The organism is Anoxybacillus sp. TBDG-1 (assembly GCF_054815885.1).
Window position 1 is genome coordinate 1 of sequence record NZ_JBTZSY010000015.1, and the last position, 18,502, is coordinate 18,502.

At 40.7% G+C, this 18,502-nt stretch carries 21 protein-coding genes, 1 rRNA gene and 2 other annotated features; all 22 genes read left to right on the plus strand.

From position 1 onward, the window contains the following. Positions 1-352: 352 nt before the first annotated feature. Positions 353-469, plus strand: a 5S ribosomal RNA gene (gene rrf / locus ACYQY7_RS06265). A 222-nt stretch (positions 470-691) separates the two neighbouring features. Beyond that, entirely contained in the window at positions 692-1,102 is a 411-nt protein-coding gene (locus ACYQY7_RS06270; protein WP_461201289.1) for a CtsR family transcriptional regulator, read from the plus strand. Between the two features lie 14 nt (positions 1,103-1,116). Then, entirely contained in the window at positions 1,117-1,671 is a 555-nt protein-coding gene (locus ACYQY7_RS06275; RefSeq protein WP_461201247.1) for a UvrB/UvrC motif-containing protein, read from the plus strand. After that, positions 1,664-2,728: a protein arginine kinase gene (locus ACYQY7_RS06280; protein ID WP_461201248.1), complete on the plus strand. Its 1,065-nt coding sequence runs from the start codon at positions 1,664-1,666 to the stop codon at positions 2,726-2,728. Before ACYQY7_RS06275 ends, ACYQY7_RS06280 begins: the two co-directional genes overlap by 8 nt. 20 nt (positions 2,729-2,748) lie before the next feature. Next, entirely contained in the window at positions 2,749-5,181 is a 2,433-nt protein-coding gene (clpC, locus tag ACYQY7_RS06285; RefSeq protein WP_461201249.1) for an ATP-dependent protease ATP-binding subunit ClpC, read from the plus strand. A 58-nt stretch (positions 5,182-5,239) separates the two neighbouring features. Further along, positions 5,240-6,634 (plus strand): DNA repair protein RadA, encoded by a 1,395-nt coding sequence (gene radA, locus ACYQY7_RS06290; protein WP_461201250.1) that lies wholly within the window; start codon positions 5,240-5,242, stop codon positions 6,632-6,634. Between the two features lie 89 nt (positions 6,635-6,723). Then, the gene (locus ACYQY7_RS06295) at positions 6,724-7,812 is read left to right on the plus strand and encodes a PIN domain-containing protein (protein ID WP_183244247.1); all 1,089 of its coding nucleotides are present in this window, start codon (positions 6,724-6,726) and stop codon (positions 7,810-7,812) included. Between the two features lie 19 nt (positions 7,813-7,831). Next, the gene (ispD, locus tag ACYQY7_RS06300; RefSeq protein ID WP_461201251.1) at positions 7,832-8,518 is read left to right on the plus strand and encodes a 2-C-methyl-D-erythritol 4-phosphate cytidylyltransferase; all 687 of its coding nucleotides are present in this window, start codon (positions 7,832-7,834) and stop codon (positions 8,516-8,518) included. Then, positions 8,518-9,000 carry a 2-C-methyl-D-erythritol 2,4-cyclodiphosphate synthase gene (gene ispF, locus ACYQY7_RS06305; protein WP_461201252.1) on the plus strand — a complete coding sequence of 161 codons (483 nt, stop codon included), beginning with the start codon at positions 8,518-8,520 and terminating at the stop codon, positions 8,998-9,000. Before ispD ends, ispF begins: the two co-directional genes overlap by 1 nt. Before the next feature lie 63 nt (positions 9,001-9,063). Beyond that, on the plus strand, positions 9,064-10,524 hold the full coding sequence (gltX, locus tag ACYQY7_RS06310) for a glutamate--tRNA ligase (RefSeq protein WP_461201253.1): 1,461 nt from the start codon (positions 9,064-9,066) through the stop codon (positions 10,522-10,524). A gap of 42 nt (positions 10,525-10,566) precedes the next feature. Beyond that, positions 10,567-10,788: a binding site (T-box leader), on the plus strand. Positions 10,789-10,842: 54 nt separating this feature from the next. Further along, positions 10,843-11,508: a serine O-acetyltransferase gene (gene cysE, locus ACYQY7_RS06315; RefSeq protein ID WP_183250242.1), complete on the plus strand. Its 666-nt coding sequence runs from the start codon at positions 10,843-10,845 to the stop codon at positions 11,506-11,508. Further along, a complete protein-coding gene (gene cysS / locus ACYQY7_RS06320; protein WP_461201254.1) occupies positions 11,489-12,886 on the plus strand; it encodes a cysteine--tRNA ligase in 1,398 nt (465 codons plus the stop codon). Before cysE ends, cysS begins: the two co-directional genes overlap by 20 nt. 4 nt (positions 12,887-12,890) lie before the next feature. Continuing rightward, positions 12,891-13,319, plus strand: a complete 429-nt coding sequence (locus ACYQY7_RS06325) for a Mini-ribonuclease 3 (RefSeq protein ID WP_461201255.1) — start codon at positions 12,891-12,893, stop codon at positions 13,317-13,319. Next, entirely contained in the window at positions 13,319-14,056 is a 738-nt protein-coding gene (gene rlmB, locus ACYQY7_RS06330) for a 23S rRNA (guanosine(2251)-2'-O)-methyltransferase RlmB (protein ID WP_461201256.1), read from the plus strand. The genes ACYQY7_RS06325 and rlmB overlap by 1 nt, the downstream gene beginning before the upstream one ends. A 1-nt stretch (position 14,057) precedes the next feature. Continuing rightward, positions 14,058-14,567 carry an NYN domain-containing protein gene (locus ACYQY7_RS06335; RefSeq protein WP_461201257.1) on the plus strand — a complete coding sequence of 170 codons (510 nt, stop codon included), beginning with the start codon at positions 14,058-14,060 and terminating at the stop codon, positions 14,565-14,567. 44 nt (positions 14,568-14,611) lie between these two features. Then, positions 14,612-15,286 carry an RNA polymerase sporulation sigma factor SigH gene (sigH, locus tag ACYQY7_RS06340; RefSeq protein WP_461201258.1) on the plus strand — a complete coding sequence of 225 codons (675 nt, stop codon included), beginning with the start codon at positions 14,612-14,614 and terminating at the stop codon, positions 15,284-15,286. Between the two features lie 64 nt (positions 15,287-15,350). Next, positions 15,351-15,500 carry a 50S ribosomal protein L33 gene (gene rpmG, locus ACYQY7_RS06345; RefSeq protein ID WP_461201259.1) on the plus strand — a complete coding sequence of 50 codons (150 nt, stop codon included), beginning with the start codon at positions 15,351-15,353 and terminating at the stop codon, positions 15,498-15,500. Positions 15,501-15,531: 31 nt separating this feature from the next. Further along, positions 15,532-15,714 (plus strand): preprotein translocase subunit SecE, encoded by a 183-nt coding sequence (secE, locus tag ACYQY7_RS06350; RefSeq protein WP_032101432.1) that lies wholly within the window; start codon positions 15,532-15,534, stop codon positions 15,712-15,714. A 119-nt stretch (positions 15,715-15,833) separates the two neighbouring features. Further along, the gene (gene nusG / locus ACYQY7_RS06355) at positions 15,834-16,367 is read left to right on the plus strand and encodes a transcription termination/antitermination protein NusG (RefSeq protein ID WP_461201260.1); all 534 of its coding nucleotides are present in this window, start codon (positions 15,834-15,836) and stop codon (positions 16,365-16,367) included. Positions 16,368-16,518: 151 nt separating this feature from the next. Continuing rightward, the gene (gene rplK / locus ACYQY7_RS06360; protein WP_003397643.1) at positions 16,519-16,944 is read left to right on the plus strand and encodes a 50S ribosomal protein L11; all 426 of its coding nucleotides are present in this window, start codon (positions 16,519-16,521) and stop codon (positions 16,942-16,944) included. 103 nt (positions 16,945-17,047) lie between these two features. Next, positions 17,048-17,749, plus strand: coding sequence for a 50S ribosomal protein L1 (rplA, locus tag ACYQY7_RS06365; RefSeq protein WP_055441981.1), 702 nt, complete (start codon positions 17,048-17,050; stop codon positions 17,747-17,749). Between the two features lie 52 nt (positions 17,750-17,801). After that, positions 17,802-17,947: a sequence feature (ribosomal protein L10 leader region), on the plus strand. A 42-nt stretch (positions 17,948-17,989) separates the two neighbouring features. Further along, positions 17,990-18,490: a 50S ribosomal protein L10 gene (gene rplJ / locus ACYQY7_RS06370; RefSeq protein ID WP_461201261.1), complete on the plus strand. Its 501-nt coding sequence runs from the start codon at positions 17,990-17,992 to the stop codon at positions 18,488-18,490. Positions 18,491-18,502: the final 12 nt, after the last annotated feature.

Here is an 18,502-nt window from a genome sequence, read left to right on the forward strand (position 1 = left end):
GGATACTAATCGATCGAGGACTTAACTAAACACATAAGAAAAGCGAAGGCGACTGTTCAGCCACGAAGAAGGCGAAAGGCCTGCGAGGAGGCTGTTGCCGCCACAGCAGGACTGAAGCCATTCGAGGGGCTAGGAGCCGAAGCTAGACATCGCGAAAAGCGGAGAACGGTTCTTGACGTAGTCAAGAAAACATCCGACGGAGCCGAAAGCTTTTGACGAAGACGTGCGTGCACGTCGAACGGAAAAAGCGAGGGCGTAGGAGGATGTTCGTTCGGAGCTAGACATCGCGAAAAGCGAAGGCGACTGTCCAGCCTGTTATCTAGTTTTGAAGGAATCATCCTTCGATATATTGCTCGGTGACGATGGCGGAGAGGTCACACCCGTTCCCATCCCGAACACGGAAGTTAAGCTCTCCAGCGCCGATGGTAGTTGGCGGGACACCGCCTGCGAGAGTAGGACGTTGCCGAGCAAACAAAAAGACCAAGACGAAAAATTGTCTTGGTCTTTTTGTTTTATTGAATAAATGCAATGGGTAAAATATATGAGAAAAAGAAGGGAATCCTTGCATTTTTGCAGAATTCCGTATATATTAAAATTAAAGTCAAATATAGTCAAAGTCAACTGACAGAGGAGGGATTATGTGAGGAATATCTCTGATGTCATTGAGCAATATTTAAAGCAAGTATTAAATATGAGCGGAAAAGATATCGTTGAGATTAAACGAAGCGAAATTGCAGACAAGTTTCAGTGTGTTCCTTCTCAAATTAACTATGTCATTAATACACGCTTTACATTAGAAAGAGGGTACATTGTTGAGAGTAAGCGAGGTGGCGGTGGCTATATCCGCATCATGAAAGTAAAAACCCAAAGTGCCTCTCAGCTTATTGATCATTTATTGTCGCTTGTTCAAGACCGAATTAGCCAAACAAATGGAGAACATATTATTCAACGCTTATTAGATGAAAAGGTAATTTCAAAACGAGAAGCGAATATGATGTTAAACATTATTGATCGCACGGTTCTATCTCTTGACCTTCCTCATCGTGATGAGCTACGTGCGCGCATATTAAAAGCGATGCTGACATCGTTAAAGTATATGTAGAGAGGGTGAATGTTTTGATATGTCAAGAGTGTAATCAACGACCGGCAACGCTTCATTTCACTAAAATTGTTAATGGAGAAAAAACAGAAATTCATCTTTGTGAGCAATGCGCCCACGAAAAAGGTGAAATGTTTATGTTCCCACACCAAGGTGCTTTTTCAATCAATAATTTAATTGCAGGACTATTAAATATGGATGCATCACTAAAAGAACCAAAAGCTCGCCCTTTTCACGATGAACATATATTACAATGCGAGCGTTGCAAAATGACATATGCCCAATTTGTAAAAGTTGGTCGCTTTGGTTGTGCAAGTTGCTATGAAACATTTCGCAACTATTTACCACCTATTTTTCGGAAGTTACATGGAGGACATGTAGCACATGAAGGAAAAATTCCCAAGCGAGTGGGGGGGACATTGTACGTCCGTAAGCAAATCGGTCATTTAAAACAAATGTTACAGGAGCTTATTGCTAAAGAACAATTTGAGAAAGCTGCTGAAGTGCGTGATCAAATTCGAGAACTCGAAGCAAAATTAAATACGGAAGGGGGCGCTTCATTACATGAATGAACATTTGTTTTTCCAACGCGCTCTCAGTCCATGGATGAACGAAGAGGGATCGGATTCTGATATTGTGTTAAGTAGCCGTATCCGTTTAGCGAGAAATATGAAACAATACTCATTTCCGACCGTATTTACAAATGAAGAGGCCATACAAATTGTTCAATTGTTTGAACAGTTGTTTTCACAAAGACGTCTCGGTCATATCGGTCCCTTTTTCTTATTAAAAATGAATGAATTACAATCGATTGAAAAGCGTGTGTTAGTCGAAAAACATTTAATTAGTCCTCATTTAGCTGAAGATTGTACATTTGGTGCATGTTTATTATCGGAACAAGAAGAAGCAAGCATTATGATCAATGAGGAAGATCATATTCGCATTCAATGTTTGTTTGCAGGTTTTCAATTAAAAGAAGCGTTAAAAATGGCTAACACTTTAGATGACTGGATTGAACAACATGTCGACTATGCTTTTGATGAAAAATACGGATATTTAACTAGTTGCCCTACAAATGTCGGAACAGGACTGCGCGCATCTGTTATGATGCATTTGCCGGGTCTTGTGTTAACGCAACAAATGAATCAAATTATTCCTGCAATCAATCAGCTCGGTTTAGTTGTTCGTGGCACGTATGGAGAAGGTAGCGAAGCGTTAGGAAACATTTTTCAAATTTCGAATCAAGTTACATTAGGAAAAAGTGAAGAGGATATTGTTGAAGACTTAACAGGTGTTGTTCGTCAATTAATTGAACAAGAACGAATGGCACGTGAGGCATTAGTCAAAACTTCTAACATACAATTAGAAGATAGGGTATATCGTTCTTACGGTGTGTTAACGAACAGTCGAATCATCGGTTCAAAAGAAGCTGCCCAATGCTTATCTGATGTACGATTAGGCATTGATCTCGGATATATTACGAACGTGCCGAAAACAATTTTAACAGAGTTAATGATTTTGACGCAGCCCGGCTTTTTACAAAAATATGCTGGTGGCGCATTACGCCCGCAAGAACGGGATGTTCGCCGTGCATCGCTCATTCGTGAACGATTATACCAATGGAAGTGAATAAAAGGAGGTTGATGAAAATGATGTTCGGACGTTTTACAGAACGAGCACAAAAGGTGTTAGCATTAGCACAAGAAGAAGCTGTTCGATTAGGACATAACAATATTGGGACAGAGCACATTTTGCTTGGACTTATTCGAGAAGGGGAAGGAATTGCAGCAAAAGCGCTTATGGCGCTCGGATTAGGACCAGATAAAATTCAAAAAGAAGTGGAATCACTCATTGGACGTGGAAACGAAGTAGGACAAACGATTCACTATACGCCACGTGCTAAAAAAGTGATTGAATTGTCAATGGATGAAGCTAGAAAGCTTGGACATTCGTACGTTGGAACAGAGCATATTTTACTTGGACTTATTCGAGAAGGAGAAGGTGTAGCCGCCCGCGTTTTAAATAATTTAGGAGTAAGCTTAAATAAAGCTCGCCAACAAGTACTTCAGTTGCTAGGAAGCAATGAGTCTGCCTCAGGACATCATGGGGGAACAACGCATGCGAACACGCCGACATTAGACAGTTTAGCACGTGATTTAACAGCGATCGCACGTGAAGGGGGTTTAGACCCTGTCATCGGAAGAAGTAAAGAAATCCAACGTGTGATCGAAGTATTAAGCCGTAGAACGAAAAATAACCCTGTTTTAATCGGGGAGCCAGGAGTAGGGAAAACGGCCATTGCCGAGGGACTAGCTCAACAAATTGTTAATAACGAAGTGCCAGAGACGCTTCGCGATAAGCGTGTCATGACGCTTGATATGGGAACAGTCGTTGCAGGTACGAAATATCGTGGCGAATTTGAAGATCGTTTGAAAAAAGTGATGGATGAAATTCGCCAAGCAGGCAACATCATTTTGTTTATTGACGAATTGCACACCCTCATCGGAGCTGGCGGTGCCGAAGGAGCTATTGATGCATCAAATATTTTAAAACCGTCTCTTGCTCGTGGCGAACTACAATGTATTGGGGCAACAACGTTAGATGAATACCGAAAATATATTGAAAAAGATGCTGCGTTAGAAAGACGTTTCCAACCAATTCATGTTGGCGAACCAACGGTTGAGGAATCGATCCAAATTTTAAAAGGACTACGCGATCGTTACGAAGCTCATCATCGCGTTTCTATTTCAGATGAGGCAATTGAGCAAGCTGTGAAGCTTTCAGATCGTTACATCTCGGATCGATTTTTACCAGATAAAGCGATTGATTTAATTGACGAAGCTTGTTCGAAAGTACGTTTACGTTCGTTTACGACACCACCAAATTTAAAAGAGCTCGAACAAAAACTCGAGGAAATTCGAAAAGAAAAAGATGCTGCTGTGCAAAGCCAAGAGTTTGAAAAAGCTGCATCATTACGAGATGCGGAACAAAAATTGCGCGAACAACTTGAAGAAACGAAACGGGCTTGGAAAGAAAAACAAGGTCAAGAAAACTCAGAAGTGACTGTTGAGGATATTGCAGCCGTCGTATCAAGTTGGACGGGGATCCCAGTTTCTAAATTAGCTCAAACTGAAACAGAACGATTATTAAAGTTAGAGGAAATTTTACATTCTCGTGTTATCGGACAAGAAGAAGCGGTGAAGGCGGTCGCAAAAGCAGTTCGTCGCGCCCGTGCAGGATTAAAAGATCCAAAACGCCCAATCGGCTCGTTTATTTTCCTTGGACCAACGGGTGTAGGAAAAACAGAGTTAGCACGAGCGCTTGCTGAAGCGATGTTTGGTGATGAAGATGCGATGATTCGAATCGACATGTCTGAATATATGGAGAAACATTCGACATCACGTCTTGTCGGTTCACCTCCAGGGTACGTCGGCTATGAAGAAGGTGGACAATTAACCGAAAAAGTTCGTCGCAAACCGTATTCTGTCATCTTATTAGATGAGATTGAAAAAGCGCATCCAGATGTGTTTAACATTTTATTGCAAGTGTTAGAGGATGGACGTTTAACGGATTCGAAAGGACGGACAGTTGATTTCCGAAATACGATCATTATTATGACATCAAACGTTGGTGCTGACGCCTTGAAGAGAAATAAATATGTTGGTTTTAATGTGCAAGATGAGAGTCAACAGTATAAAGATATGAAAGGGAAAGTGATGGACGAGTTGAAAAAGGCGTTCCGTCCGGAGTTTTTAAACCGAATTGATGAAATTATTGTTTTCCATTCACTTGAAAAGAAACATTTGAACGAAATTGTTTCATTAATGGTTGAACAATTGAAAAAACGTCTACAAGAACAACAAATCAATTTAGAATTAACGGATGCTGCAATTGAAAAATTAGCAGAAGAAGGTTACGATTTAGAGTACGGGGCGCGTCCATTGCGTCGAGCGATTCAAAAACATGTTGAAGACCGTTTATCTGAAGAACTGTTAAAAGGAACGATTGGAAGCGGACAAAAAGTTGTTATGGACGTAAAAGACGGCCAGTTTGTTGTGTTAACAAAAGAGACAGTAAAATAACGAAAACAAGGTATGCTTACACGCATACCTTGTTTTTCATCATGAAAGGAATGGAGTAATGGTTAAGCGAAAAACGAAATTCGTTTGTCAACATTGTGGATATGAAACTGCGAAATGGATGGGGAAATGTCCAGGTTGTCATTCATGGAACGCAATGGTCGAAGAAACGGAAATAGTAAAACCACATAACCGTGCGCTATTTGTGCATACAGAGGGGATAGCAGCTAAACCTGTACCGATTACGACGGTAGAAACAACACAAGAACCGAGAATCGATACGAAGTTTACAGAGTTTAATCGCGTGTTAGGAGGCGGAATTGTTCGTGGTTCCCTCGTTTTGATCGGTGGTGATCCGGGGATTGGAAAATCGACATTGTTGTTACAAATTTGTGCTCAGCTCGCAAACGATGCTCACCCTGTATTATATATTTCCGGGGAAGAATCAGTAAAACAAACGAAGTTGCGTGCTGAACGGTTACATGTGACAGCTGAACATTTATATGTTTTATCCGAGACAAATTTAGAACATATTATCCAAACGATAGACGAAATGAAGCCCGCTTTTGTTGTCATTGACTCGATTCAGACGATATATCGATCAGAAATTACATCAGCTCCAGGAAGCGTTTCACAAGTCCGTGAATGTACAGCAGAGCTGATGCGAGTAGCTAAAACGAAAGGTATTGCGATTTTTATTGTTGGGCATGTTACGAAGGAAGGGGCGCTTGCTGGACCACGCATTTTAGAACATATGGTTGACACCGTATTATATTTTGAAGGAGAGCGTCATCATACGTATCGCATTTTACGGGCAGTGAAAAATCGATTTGGTTCCACAAATGAAATCGGTATTTTCGAAATGAAAGAAATGGGACTCACAGAAGTCAAAAACCCATCAGAAATTTTTTTAGAAGAGCGTTCGAAAGGTGCCTCAGGGTCAACGGTTGTCGCTTCCGTGGAAGGGACGAGACCTGTGTTAGTGGAAATTCAAGCGTTAGTATCACCGACAAGTTTTGGAACACCCCGTCGAATGGCAACAGGAATAGATCATAATCGTGTGTCTTTACTAATGGCGGTGCTTGAAAAAAGGGTCGGCCTACTTCTTCAAAACCAAGATGCTTATTTAAAAGTGGCCGGTGGGATTAAGTTAGATGAACCTGCGATTGACTTAGCAATTGTGGTAAGCATCGCTTCGAGTTTTCGTGATCAACCAACAAACCATACGGACGTTGTGATCGGAGAAGTCGGATTGACAGGTGAAGTGCGTCGTGTATCCCGCATTGAACAGCGTGTGCAAGAAGCTGCTAAACTCGGCTTTCAGCGCATCATTATTCCGAAAAGCAACATCGGCGGTTGGAACATTCCAAAAGGTGTTGAAGTGATTGGAGTAGCTAATGTAGAAGAAGCGCTATATTGCGCATTAGGGGAAGGGAAAAATCGCCCAATATTTTAACAAAACCATTAAAAAATGATTAAAAATAATGTTCAGATTGGTTTCAAACATTGGAAACTGTTTATAATGTAATAGAGGAGGTGAAAAACGTGTTAAAACGAATTGTGCAAGCATCTTTTTTAATTACTGGGGGAATGTTAGGAATTATTTTCTTTCCTACTTTGTTAAAACTATTGCATCTAAACGATCTTCCTTATGTCGATAGCCCATATGTGGCCGCCCCAGTTGGTGCGATCATCGTATTCCTTCTCACGTTTTGGTTAGTCGATCATGTGGTTGGACTTATTCATTGGATGGAAGAAACGTTAGTCAAAGCACCTGTAACAGATTTGTTATTTGGGAGTCTCGGTTTAATTTTTGGGCTTATTGTTGCCTTTTTAGTCGTCATTCCGTTAAAGTCGATTCAATTTCCGTTTGTTAACACAATGTTACCGATTTTTCTTACACTATTGTTAGGCTACTTAGGATTTCAAGTCGGATTTAAAAAACGCGATGAGCTAATGAATCTATTTTCTTTACCGAATCGAAGTGGAAAGAAAAAAGGTAGCGAGGAAGAAGAAAAAAAAGGGAAATCGCTAAAAATTTTAGATACGAGTGTCATCATTGACGGTCGTATTGCAGATATTTGTCAAACGGGCTTCTTGGAAGGGACGATTGTCATTCCGCGGTTTGTTCTCGAAGAATTGCAACATATCGCTGACTCTTCTGATGCTTTAAAGAGAAATCGCGGACGGAGAGGACTAGATATTTTAAACCGCATTCAAAAAGAACTGGCGATTAACGTTGAAATATATGAGGGCGATTTTGAAGGAATCCAAGAAGTCGACAGCAAGCTTGTAAAATTGGCTCAATTGACATCAGGCGTTGTTGTGACAAATGACTTTAATTTAAATAAAGTGTGTGAATTACAAAATGTTCCGGTACTAAATATTAACGACTTAGCGAACGCAGTGAAACCGATTGTTCTTCCAGGGGAAGAATTGAATGTTCACGTCATTAAAGACGGAAAAGAACAAAATCAAGGTGTTGCTTATTTGGATGATGGGACGATGATCGTTGTAGAGGACGGAAAAGACTACATCGGGAAACGAGTCGATGTACTTGTGACGAGCGTCTTACAAACTTCGGCTGGAAGAATGATTTTTGCCAAATTAAAACTACTTGAAAAAGCATTATGAGCTGTTAGGAGATAGGGAAATGAATTACCATGTCGTTATACCGGCAGCGGGCCAAGGAAAACGAATGAATGCAGGAATAAACAAACAGTTTATTGAGCTTGAAGGAGTACCCGTTATTATTCATACGTTACGTGTATTTGAAAGAGATAATTTATGTCAAGGTATTGTGTTAGTCATTAATGATCAAGAACGTGAACAATTTGTCCATATGCTTCATCGCTTTGAAATAAAAAAAGTAAATGCCCTCGTTTCAGGAGGGGAAGAAAGACAACAGAGCGTCTACAACGGATTAAAAACGGTGAATGATAGTCATATTGTGCTCATCCATGATGGTGCTCGTCCATTTGTAACAATCAACAAAATTCACGAACTTGTTCAGGTAACAAAAGAGACAGGAGCAGCTGTACTTGCTGTTCCTGTCAAGGATACGATGAAACAGGTGATCGATGGCCATATTCAAAAAACGGTCGATCGATCGAGCTTGTGGGCTGTACAAACGCCACAAGCTTTTTCCATGCCATTAATTCTTGATGCTCATGAGCGTGCGAAGAAAGAACAGTTTATTGGAACAGATGATGCAAGTCTTGTTGAGCGGATGGGTCAACGTGTCGTCATTGTAGAAGGCGAATATACGAATATTAAACTAACAACACCAGAAGATTTACTATTTGCAGAGGCTATTTTACGTGCGAGAGGGGATCGATGATGTATCGAATTGGACAAGGGTTTGATGTCCATCAGTTTGTTGAAGGGCGTCCGCTTATTATTGGTGGAATCAATATCCCGTATGAGAAAGGACTGCTTGGACATTCTGATGCGGATGTGCTGTTACATGCGATTGCTGATGCTTGTTTAGGAGCCATTGGCGAAGGAGATATTGGAAAGCATTTCCCTGATACAGATGAAGCATACAAGGATGCTGATTCTGCGCTCCTTCTACAACGCGTATGGAACCTTGTGCAGCAACATGGATATACACTTGTTAATGTTGACTGCACAATTATTGCTCAAAAACCAAAAATGGCTCCATATATCTCAAACATGCAAAAACGAATTGCTGAATTATTAAAAGGAGACGTTTCACAAGTCAACGTAAAGGCGACGACGACAGAAAAGCTCGGCTTTACAGGGAGGGAAGAAGGCATTGCGGCACAAGCTGTTGTTTTGTTACAAAAAAATAATGAATGATGGATTTTGTATGGCGTTTACGGTACAATGAGGTACAGAAATTAGGTAGATGGAGGTCATGACATGTCACAGGAAGTAAGGGTGCGTTATGCGCCGAGTCCGACGGGTCATTTACATATTGGCGGTGCGCGCACAGCGTTATTTAACTACTTGTTTGCTCGTCATCATCATGGAAAATTTATCGTTCGTATTGAAGATACAGATATTGAGCGGAATGTAGAAGGTGGCGAACAGTCACAACTTGAAAATTTAAAATGGCTCGGTATTGAATATGATGAATCTGTCGATAAAGATGGGGGATACGGCCCTTACCGTCAAACGGAGCGTCTGCACATATATCGCCAATATACAAACGAATTGTTAGAAAAAGGCTATGCTTATAAATGTTTTTGCACACCTGAGGAACTAGAACAAGAGCGTGAGGCGCAAAAAGCGGCAGGTATTGCGGCGCCACAATACAGCGGAAAATGCCGTCATTTAACGCCAGAGCAAGTTCAACAGCTCGAAGTAGAAGGAAAGCCTTACACGATTCGTTTAAAAGTGCCTGAAGGAAAAGTATATGAATTTGAGGATATGGTGCGCGGTCATGTATCGTTTGAGTCGAAAGATATTGGTGATTGGGTGATCGTCAAAGCAAACGGCATCCCAACGTATAACTTTGCTGTCGTGATTGATGATCATTTAATGAAAATTACGCACGTGTTCCGCGGCGAAGAGCATTTATCAAACACCCCGAAACAGTTAATGGTGTATGAATATTTTGGTTGGGAGCCACCAAAATACGCGCATTTAACGCTGATTGTAAATGAAAATCGCAAAAAATTATCAAAACGCGATGAGTCCATTATTCAATTCGTTTCCCAATATAAAGAGCTTGGATATTTACCAGAAGCGATGTTTAACTTTTTTGCGCTATTAGGTTGGTCGCCAGAAGGGGAAGAAGAGATTTTTACAAAAGAAGAACTTATTCGCATTTTTGATGTTTCTCGTTTATCAAAATCTCCGTCCATGTTTGATAAACAAAAGTTAACATGGATGAACAACCAGTATATTAAAAAACTTGATTTAGATCGTCTAGTAGAGCTATCGCTTCCTCATTTAATTCGATCAGGGCGCTTGCCAGAACAGATGACCGATGAAGAAAAGCAGTGGGCTCGTGATTTGATTGCACTATATCAAGAGCAAATGAGCTACGGCGCTGAGATTGTTGAACTGTCAGAGTTGTTCTTTAAGCAAGAAATCGAGTATGATGAAGGGGCGAAGGTTGTTTTAGCTGGTGAACAAGTGCCACATGTATTAAAAACATTTTATGAGCAAATTGAACAGCTTGAAACGTTTGATAGTGAGCACATTAAAGCCGCGATTAAAGCAGTACAAAAAGAAACCGGCCAAAAAGGGAAAAACTTATTTATGCCAATTCGCGTAGCGGTTACAGGGCAAACGCATGGTCCAGAACTTCCCGAGGCGATTCGTTTGCTTGGAAAAGAAACGGTTATGTCCCGATTAGCGAAATTGATCGGTTAACATTTCTTTGTCTATATAATAAAATAGGTGTAAGTCATATCGGTGAAAGCGTCGATGAGGAGAAGTAAAAAGAATCAGCATGTCAGAGAGAATCACCTTGGCTGGAAGTGGTTTATGCTCGATTCTTTTGAAATGCACCTCGGAGCCTCCTTTCGAACCAGAGACGTTCTGCAGTAGAATGGAGCGGATTCCCTTCCGTTATAAGGGCAAGAGTGAGCCTTTTGGCTAAACAGAGTGGAACCGCGCTAATGAAGCGTCTCTGTGTCATTGTACACAGAGACGTTTTTTTATTTGAAAGATAACAAAGGGGGGACCAACATGTTTAAAACATTAAAAGAAGACATTGAAGTGATTTTCGAACAAGACCCAGCAGCAAGAAGTTATTTAGAAGTCATTTTAACGTATTCAGGACTGCACGCCATTTGGGCACATCGCATCGCCCATGCACTTTATAAGCGGAAATTTTATTTTTTAGCACGTCTTATTTCACAAATTAGTCGCTTTTTTACGGGCATTGAAATTCATCCAGGGGCAAAAATTGGTCGTCGCTTTTTCATCGATCATGGCATGGGAGTCGTCATCGGGGAAACATGCGAGATCGGTGACAATGTAACGGTATATCAAGGCGTTACACTCGGTGGAACTGGAAAAGAGAAGGGGAAGCGCCATCCGACAATTAAAGATAATTGTTTGATTGCTACCGGTGCAAAGGTGCTTGGTTCGATTACGGTTGGGGAAAATAGTAAAATTGGGGCAGGATCGGTCGTGTTAAAAGATGTGCCGCCTAACTCAACGGTTGTCGGAATTCCCGGTCGCGTCGTTGTGCAAAATGGCGTGCGTGTGAATAAAGATTTAAATCATTGTGATTTGCCGGATCCGATTGCAGATCGCTTTAAAGAGTTAGAAGCAGAAATTGAGCAACTAAAAGCACAATTAGAAGAACTAAAGAAAGGAACGGTGAACCATGAGCATTCAAGTGTATAATACGTTAACGCGAAAAAAGGAACCATTTGTCCCATTAGAACCAAATAAAGTGAAAATGTATGTATGCGGTCCGACAGTATACAACTACATTCACATTGGCAACGCTCGCCCTGCTATTGTGTTTGATACGATTCGACGCTATTTGCAATTTCGTGGATATGAAGTGCAATACGTTTCGAATTTCACAGATGTAGACGATAAACTCATTCGCGCAGCAAAAGAATTAGGAGAAGATGTGCCGACCATTGCAGAACGGTTCATCGAAGCATACTTTGAAGATATTACAGCGCTTGGTTGCAAAAAAGCAGACGTTCATCCACGAGTGACAGAAAACATGGATACGATCATCCAATTTATTGAACAACTCATTGAAAAAGGATATGCGTATGAAGTTGACGGTGATGTATATTATCGAACACGCCGCTTCTCTAATTATGGTAAATTGTCCCATCAATCGATTGATGAACTAAAATCAGGTGCTCGGATTGAAATTGGTGAAAAAAAAGAAGATCCCCTTGACTTTGCGCTATGGAAAGCGGCGAAAGAAGGAGAGATTTATTGGGATAGCCCATGGGGGAGAGGGCGTCCGGGCTGGCATATTGAATGTTCGGCGATGGCGCGCAAATATTTAGGTGATACGATTGACATTCATGCTGGGGGACAAGATTTAACGTTCCCGCATCACGAAAATGAAATTGCTCAGTCTGAAGCACTAACAGGAAAGCCTTTTGCGAAATATTGGTTGCATAACGGTTACATTAATATCGATAATGAAAAAATGTCGAAATCGCTCGGCAACTTTATTTTAGTGCACGACATTATTAAGCAAGTTGATCCGCAGGTGTTACGTTTCTTTATGCTTTCAGTTCATTATCGTCATCCAATTAACTATAGCCAACCATTACTTGAAAGTGCAAAAAGTGGGTTGGAACGCTTAAAGACGGCTTATGCGAACTTAAAACATCGTTTAGAAAGCAGCACGAATTTAACGACGAATGATGAACAATGGCTAGCGAAAATTGAAGGACTAAGAGACGAGTTTATTCGGGAAATGGATGACGATTTTAATACAGCAAACGGGATCGCCGTGCTGTTTGAACTAGCAAAACAAGCGAATGTATACTTAATGGAAAAGCATACATCGCAAATGGTCATTCAGAAGTTTTTACGACAATTCGAACAATTTTTTGATGTGCTAGGTCTTTCTTTACAGCAAGATGAATTACTTGATGAAGAAATTGAAGTGCTTATCCAACAGCGAATGGAAGCGCGGAAAAATCGCGATTTCGCTTTAGCTGACCGCATTCGTGATGAATTAAAGGCAAAAAACATTATTTTAGAAGATACACCACAAGGAACGAGATGGAGAAGAGGATAAGACGATGTTACATTTGTTTAACAAAATTAAGGATTTTGAACAGTTGAACGGTTTAGCGTTGGCTTATATTGGTGATGCCGTATACGAATTATTCGTACGGCATCACCTCCTTACCTTAGGGAAAGTAAAACCAAACGATTTACACAACTTAGCAAAAACATACGTTTGTGCTAAAGCGCAATCACAAGTGTTGCAATGGTTGCTCAATCATAACCAGCTTTCTGAACAGGAAGTAGCTATTGTTCGAAGAGGTCGTAATGCAAAATCGGGGAGTACACCGAAAAATACAGATGTACAAACGTATCGTCAAAGCACAGGATTTGAAGCGTTAGTTGGTTACCACTTTTTAAGCGGAAATGAAGAACGGCTCTATCAATTAATGCAGTGGGCATTGAATGTACATCGCAATGATGAAGAAAGGAGGATGGAATGATGGATCTCATTATTGGTAAAAATCCCGTGCTAGAAGCGTTAAAATCCGGGCGAGAAATGAATAAAATATGGATTGCTGAAGGCTCGCAACGTGGTCAAATGCAGTCGATCATTCAGCTCGCAAAAGAGATGGGTATTACAGTACAATATGTTCCTAAAAAAAAGATGGATCAATTAAGTGAAGGCAATCATCAGGGAGTCATTGCACAAGTTGCTGCATATCGATACTATGATATAGACGATTTATTTAAAAAGGCAGAAGAACAAGGGGAAGCACCATTTTTTATTATTCTAGATGAACTTGAAGATCCGCACAATTTAGGTTCGATTATGCGAACAGCTGATGCGGTAGGTGCTCATGGCATTATTATTCCGAAGCGGCGCTCGGTCGCTTTAACCGCAACGGTGGCGAAAGCGTCAACGGGTGCGATTGAATATGTGCCTGTTGCGCGTGTAACGAATTTAGCGCGAACGGTAGATGAATTAAAAGAGAGAGGAGTTTGGGTTTTTGGAACAGATGCAAAAGGAAACCAAGATTATCGTCAACTTGATGGGGTTATTCCGTTAGCCTTAGTTATTGGTAGTGAAGGGAAAGGAATAAGCCGTTTATTACGAGATAAATGCGATGTGCTCATTCGCTTGCCGATGATTGGGCATGTCACATCGTTAAATGCTTCTGTTGCGGCGAGCTTGTTAATGTATGAGGTGTACCGAAAGCGTCATCCATTAGGTGAGTAAAATGGACATTTTAATCGTTGATGGCTACAACATCATCGGTGCCTGGCCAGAACTGCGCGAGTTGCGCGATACAGATTTATCGTTAGCTCGTGACAGACTTGTCGAGAAAATGGCGGAATATCAAGCATTTACTGGTTGTAAAGTCATTATTGTTTTTGACGCACACCTTGTACAAGGAGCAACAAAAAAATATGTCGATCATCAAGTAGAGGTCATTTTCACGAAGGAAAACGAAACGGCTGATGAACATATCGAGAAATTGGCGAAATCGCTCCAGCAAGTTCGGACAAAAGTATATGTTGCTACGTCAGACTATACGGAACAGTGGGCGATTTTCGGTCAAGGAGCGCTACGTAAATCAGCTCGGGAGCTACTCATTGAAGTGGATGCGGTGCAACGAAATATTTTAACGAACGTTAAGCATATTCAACAAAAGAAGCCGATATCAAAAATTCCTCTGACAGATGAAGTCGCAAAAATTTTCGAAAAATGGCGAAGAGGGGAAAAATGAACGATTGACCCTGTAAAAAAATGTACTGTATAATACTTTTATCCATGTACAGGGCGGGGGGATCGGGCGTGAGCGCAAATACAAACGAAAAGCAACAAAGCCGTTACGAACAACTAGACGATGAAATGATTGTAGAACTCGTACATCAAGGTGATAGTGAGGCGCTTGATTACTTAATTCATAAGTATAAAAATTTTGTCCGAGCGAAAGCACGTTCGTATTTTTTAGTCGGTGCAGATCGCGAAGATATTGTGCAAGAAGGAATGATTGGGTTATATAAAGCAATCCGAGATTTCAAGGAAGATAAGCAGTCTTCATTTAAGGCTTTTGCGGAGTTATGTATCACTCGGCAAATGATTACAGCTATTAAAATGGCTACGCGACAAAAACACATTCCGCTCAATTGTTACGTTTCATTGGACAAGCCGATTTACGAAGATGATTCTGCCCGTACATTGATGGACGTTCTTTCGGGAACGAAAATAACAAATCCTGAAGAGCTAATTATTAATAGGGAAGAGTTCGATCATATTGAAGAGAAGATGACCGAACTACTTAGCGATTTAGAAAGGAAAGTGCTCCTTCTTTATTTAGAAGGTCGATCATATCAAGAAATTTCGGAAGAGCTCAATCGTCACGTGAAATCCATTGACAACGCATTGCAACGCGTGAAACGCAAATTAGAAAAGTATGTAGAAATTCAAGGAATTCGTTTATAATAATTGACATAGAAAAATATTGTATGATACAGTTTTTAAGACGTAGTATATCGGAGGAAAACGTATGCGCAAAAAAGTGGTTTTAGCGTGTAGCCAATGTTTAAGACGAAATTATTCAACGATGAAAAATGTTGCTCATCACGATGAGCGGCTGGAGATGAAAAAGTTTTGTAAAACATGCCATACGCATACGATTCACCGTGAAACGAAGTAGTTGATGATCCCGAGATGTTGGAGGGTTTCTTATGCAACGAGTAACGAAATTTTTTCGCGAAGTTGTTCGCGAGATGAAAAAAGTCAGCTGGCCAAAACGAAAAGAACTAGTAAACTATACAATCACCGTTTTAGCGACAGTAGCATTTTTTACTGTATTTTTTGCTGTTATTGATTTAGGAATTTCAGAGTTAGTTCGTTTTATACTTGAATAGTAATAGTATATCCATGGTATAATGAAAGATAACAAACAAGAAATAAAGCCCGGTAACGGGTTTTTATTTTGCCTAAAAAAGATTTGTTTAGGGAGGGAAGGACGATATCGTCCCAGCGAATGGAAAAGAATTGGTATGTTATTCATACGTACTCGGGTTATGAAAATAAAGTAAAAACGAACTTAGAAAAGCGCGTTGAGTCGATGGGGATGCAAGATAAGATTTTTCGCGTCGTTGTGCCTGAGGAGGAAGAAACAGACACAAAAGGTGGCAAAAAGAAAGTTGTCAAAAAGAAAGTATTCCCAGGTTACGTGCTCGTCGAAATGATTATGACAGATGACTCTTGGTATGTTGTTCGCAACACACCAGGAGTAACAGGGTTTGTCGGTTCAGCTGGTGCCGGATCCAAACCAACGCCACTTCTGGAAGAAGAAGTTTCCGTGATTTTAAAACGAATGGGCGTTGATTTGATCGAGTTAGACCTTGATTTCGAATTAAGTGAAGCCGTTCGGATTAAAGAAGGTCCATTTGCGAATTTTGTTGGAACGATCCAAGAAATTGAAATGGATAAGCGAAAAGTAACTGTGCTTGTTGACATGTTTGGACGTGAAACACCAGTAGAGCTTGACTTTTCGCAAATTGAAAAAATATAATGGCAAACAACTTGCAAATGGGTAAGAAAAGTGATAATATTTTAAGGTCAGTATGTCTCAATCATTGAGACGAATGCGATGATTGTTTTCATATATGGAGTGGGAGGGAGTATCCCTAATACCACATCACGGACTTAAGGAGGTGTGTCTCGTGGCTAAAAAAGTAATTAAAGTTGTCAAATTGCAAATTCCTGCAGGGAAAGCGAATCCAGCACCACCAGTCGGTCCAGCATTAGGTCAAGCTGGTGTTAACATTATGGGATTCTGTAAAGAATTCAACGCTCGTACAGCTGATCAAGCAGGTTTAATTATTCCTGTTGAAATTACGGTATACGAAGACCGTTCATTTACATTTATTACGAAAACTCCACCTGCTGCTGTATTACTTAAGAAAGCGGCTGGTATCGAGTCTGGTTCTGGTGAGCCAAACCGTAATAAAGTGGCAACAGTAAAGCGCGACAAAGTGCGCGAGATTGCTGAAACAAAAATGCCAGACTTAAACGCGGCGAGCATTGAAGCAGCTATGCGTATGATCGAAGGAACAGCGCGCAGCATGGGTATCGTCATCGAAGACTAATGAAGATCTGGCTGGAAAAGGTTGCGGAAGCGAACTATATGGTTTTCGCAACCTTTATTCGTGGGAGGTCTTTCCGTTAAAACCACAAAAGGAGGAAATAAAAATGCCGAAAAGAGGAAAACGTTACTTAGAGGCAGCGAAGTTAATTGATCGCTCTAAAGCATACGACGTAAAAGAAGCGATCGAATTAGTGAAAAAGACAAACGTCGCAAAATTTGATGCAACAGTAGAAGTTGCTTTCCGTTTAGGAGTTGATCCGAAGAAAGCAGATCAACAAATTCGCGGTGCGGTTGTATTGCCGCACGGAACAGGTAAAGTACGTCGTGTATTAGTGCTTGCAAAAGGTGAAAAAGCGAAAGAAGCAGAAGCGGCAGGTGCAGATTACGTAGGTGATACAGATTACATCAACAAAATTCAACAAGGTTGGTTTGAGTTTGATGTTATCGTTGCAACTCCTGATATGATGGGTGAAGTTGGTAAAATCGGTCGTATTTTAGGACCAAAAGGTTTAATGCCAAACCCTAAAACAGGAACAGTTACATTTGACGTTGCAAAAGCAGTCAATGAAATTAAAGCTGGTAAAGTAGAATACCGCGTTGACAAAGCAGGAAACATCCACGTACCAATCGGTAAAGTATCGTTTGATACTGAAAAATTAGTAGAAAACTTCGCGACAATTTATGAGACAATCTTAAAAGTGAAGCCAGCAGCGGCGAAGGGCACATACGTGAAAAACGTAACAGTTGCTTCAACAATGGGTCCTGGCGTAAAAGTAGATCCTTCTACTGTTGCTGTTGCTCGCTAATTATAGATATTGACTTTTTAGAAACGCTTTAGTATACTATCTATTGTTTGAAAAACGAATATCATTTGTACCGTAGACAGTAGGTGCCTCATATAGGCTTAATTTCCTACCGAGGTGTTGAGACTCATAAATAAGTGCATCTTGCACTTTTCGAGCGCCTCCATGTCTGCGTTGACATGGAGGTTTTTTATTGGACGGTATAAGTGGTGTCGAAACTCAACTTCTACAGGAGGTGTTGACATGAGCAGCGTACTTGAACAAAAGCAGCAGCTAGTAGCGGAGATTGCTGAAAAGCTTCGCGCGAGCAAATCAACGATCATCGTTGATTACCGTGGTTTAAATGTCGCTCAAGTTACAGAACTTCGTAAGCAACTTCGTGAAGCAGGCATCGAGTTCAAAGTGTATAAAAACACATTAACTCGTCGTGCTGTTGCTGAGTTAGGCTTAGAAGGTTTAGACGAAACGTTAACAGGTCCGAATGCGATTGCATTCAGCAATGAGGATGTCATTGCTCCTGCGAAAATTTTAAACGAATTCGCGAAAAAGAACGATGCGTTAAAAATTAAAGCAGGTATCATCGAAGGTAACGTAGCAACGTTCGAAGAGGTAAAGGCGCTTGCAGAGCTTCCATCTCGCGAAGGCTTGCTCTCTATGTTGCTTAGCGTTCTTCAAGCACCAATTCGCAACTTTGCTCTTGTTACAAAAGCAGTTGCTGAGAAAAAAGAAGAACAAGGTGCTTAATTTACAAATCGC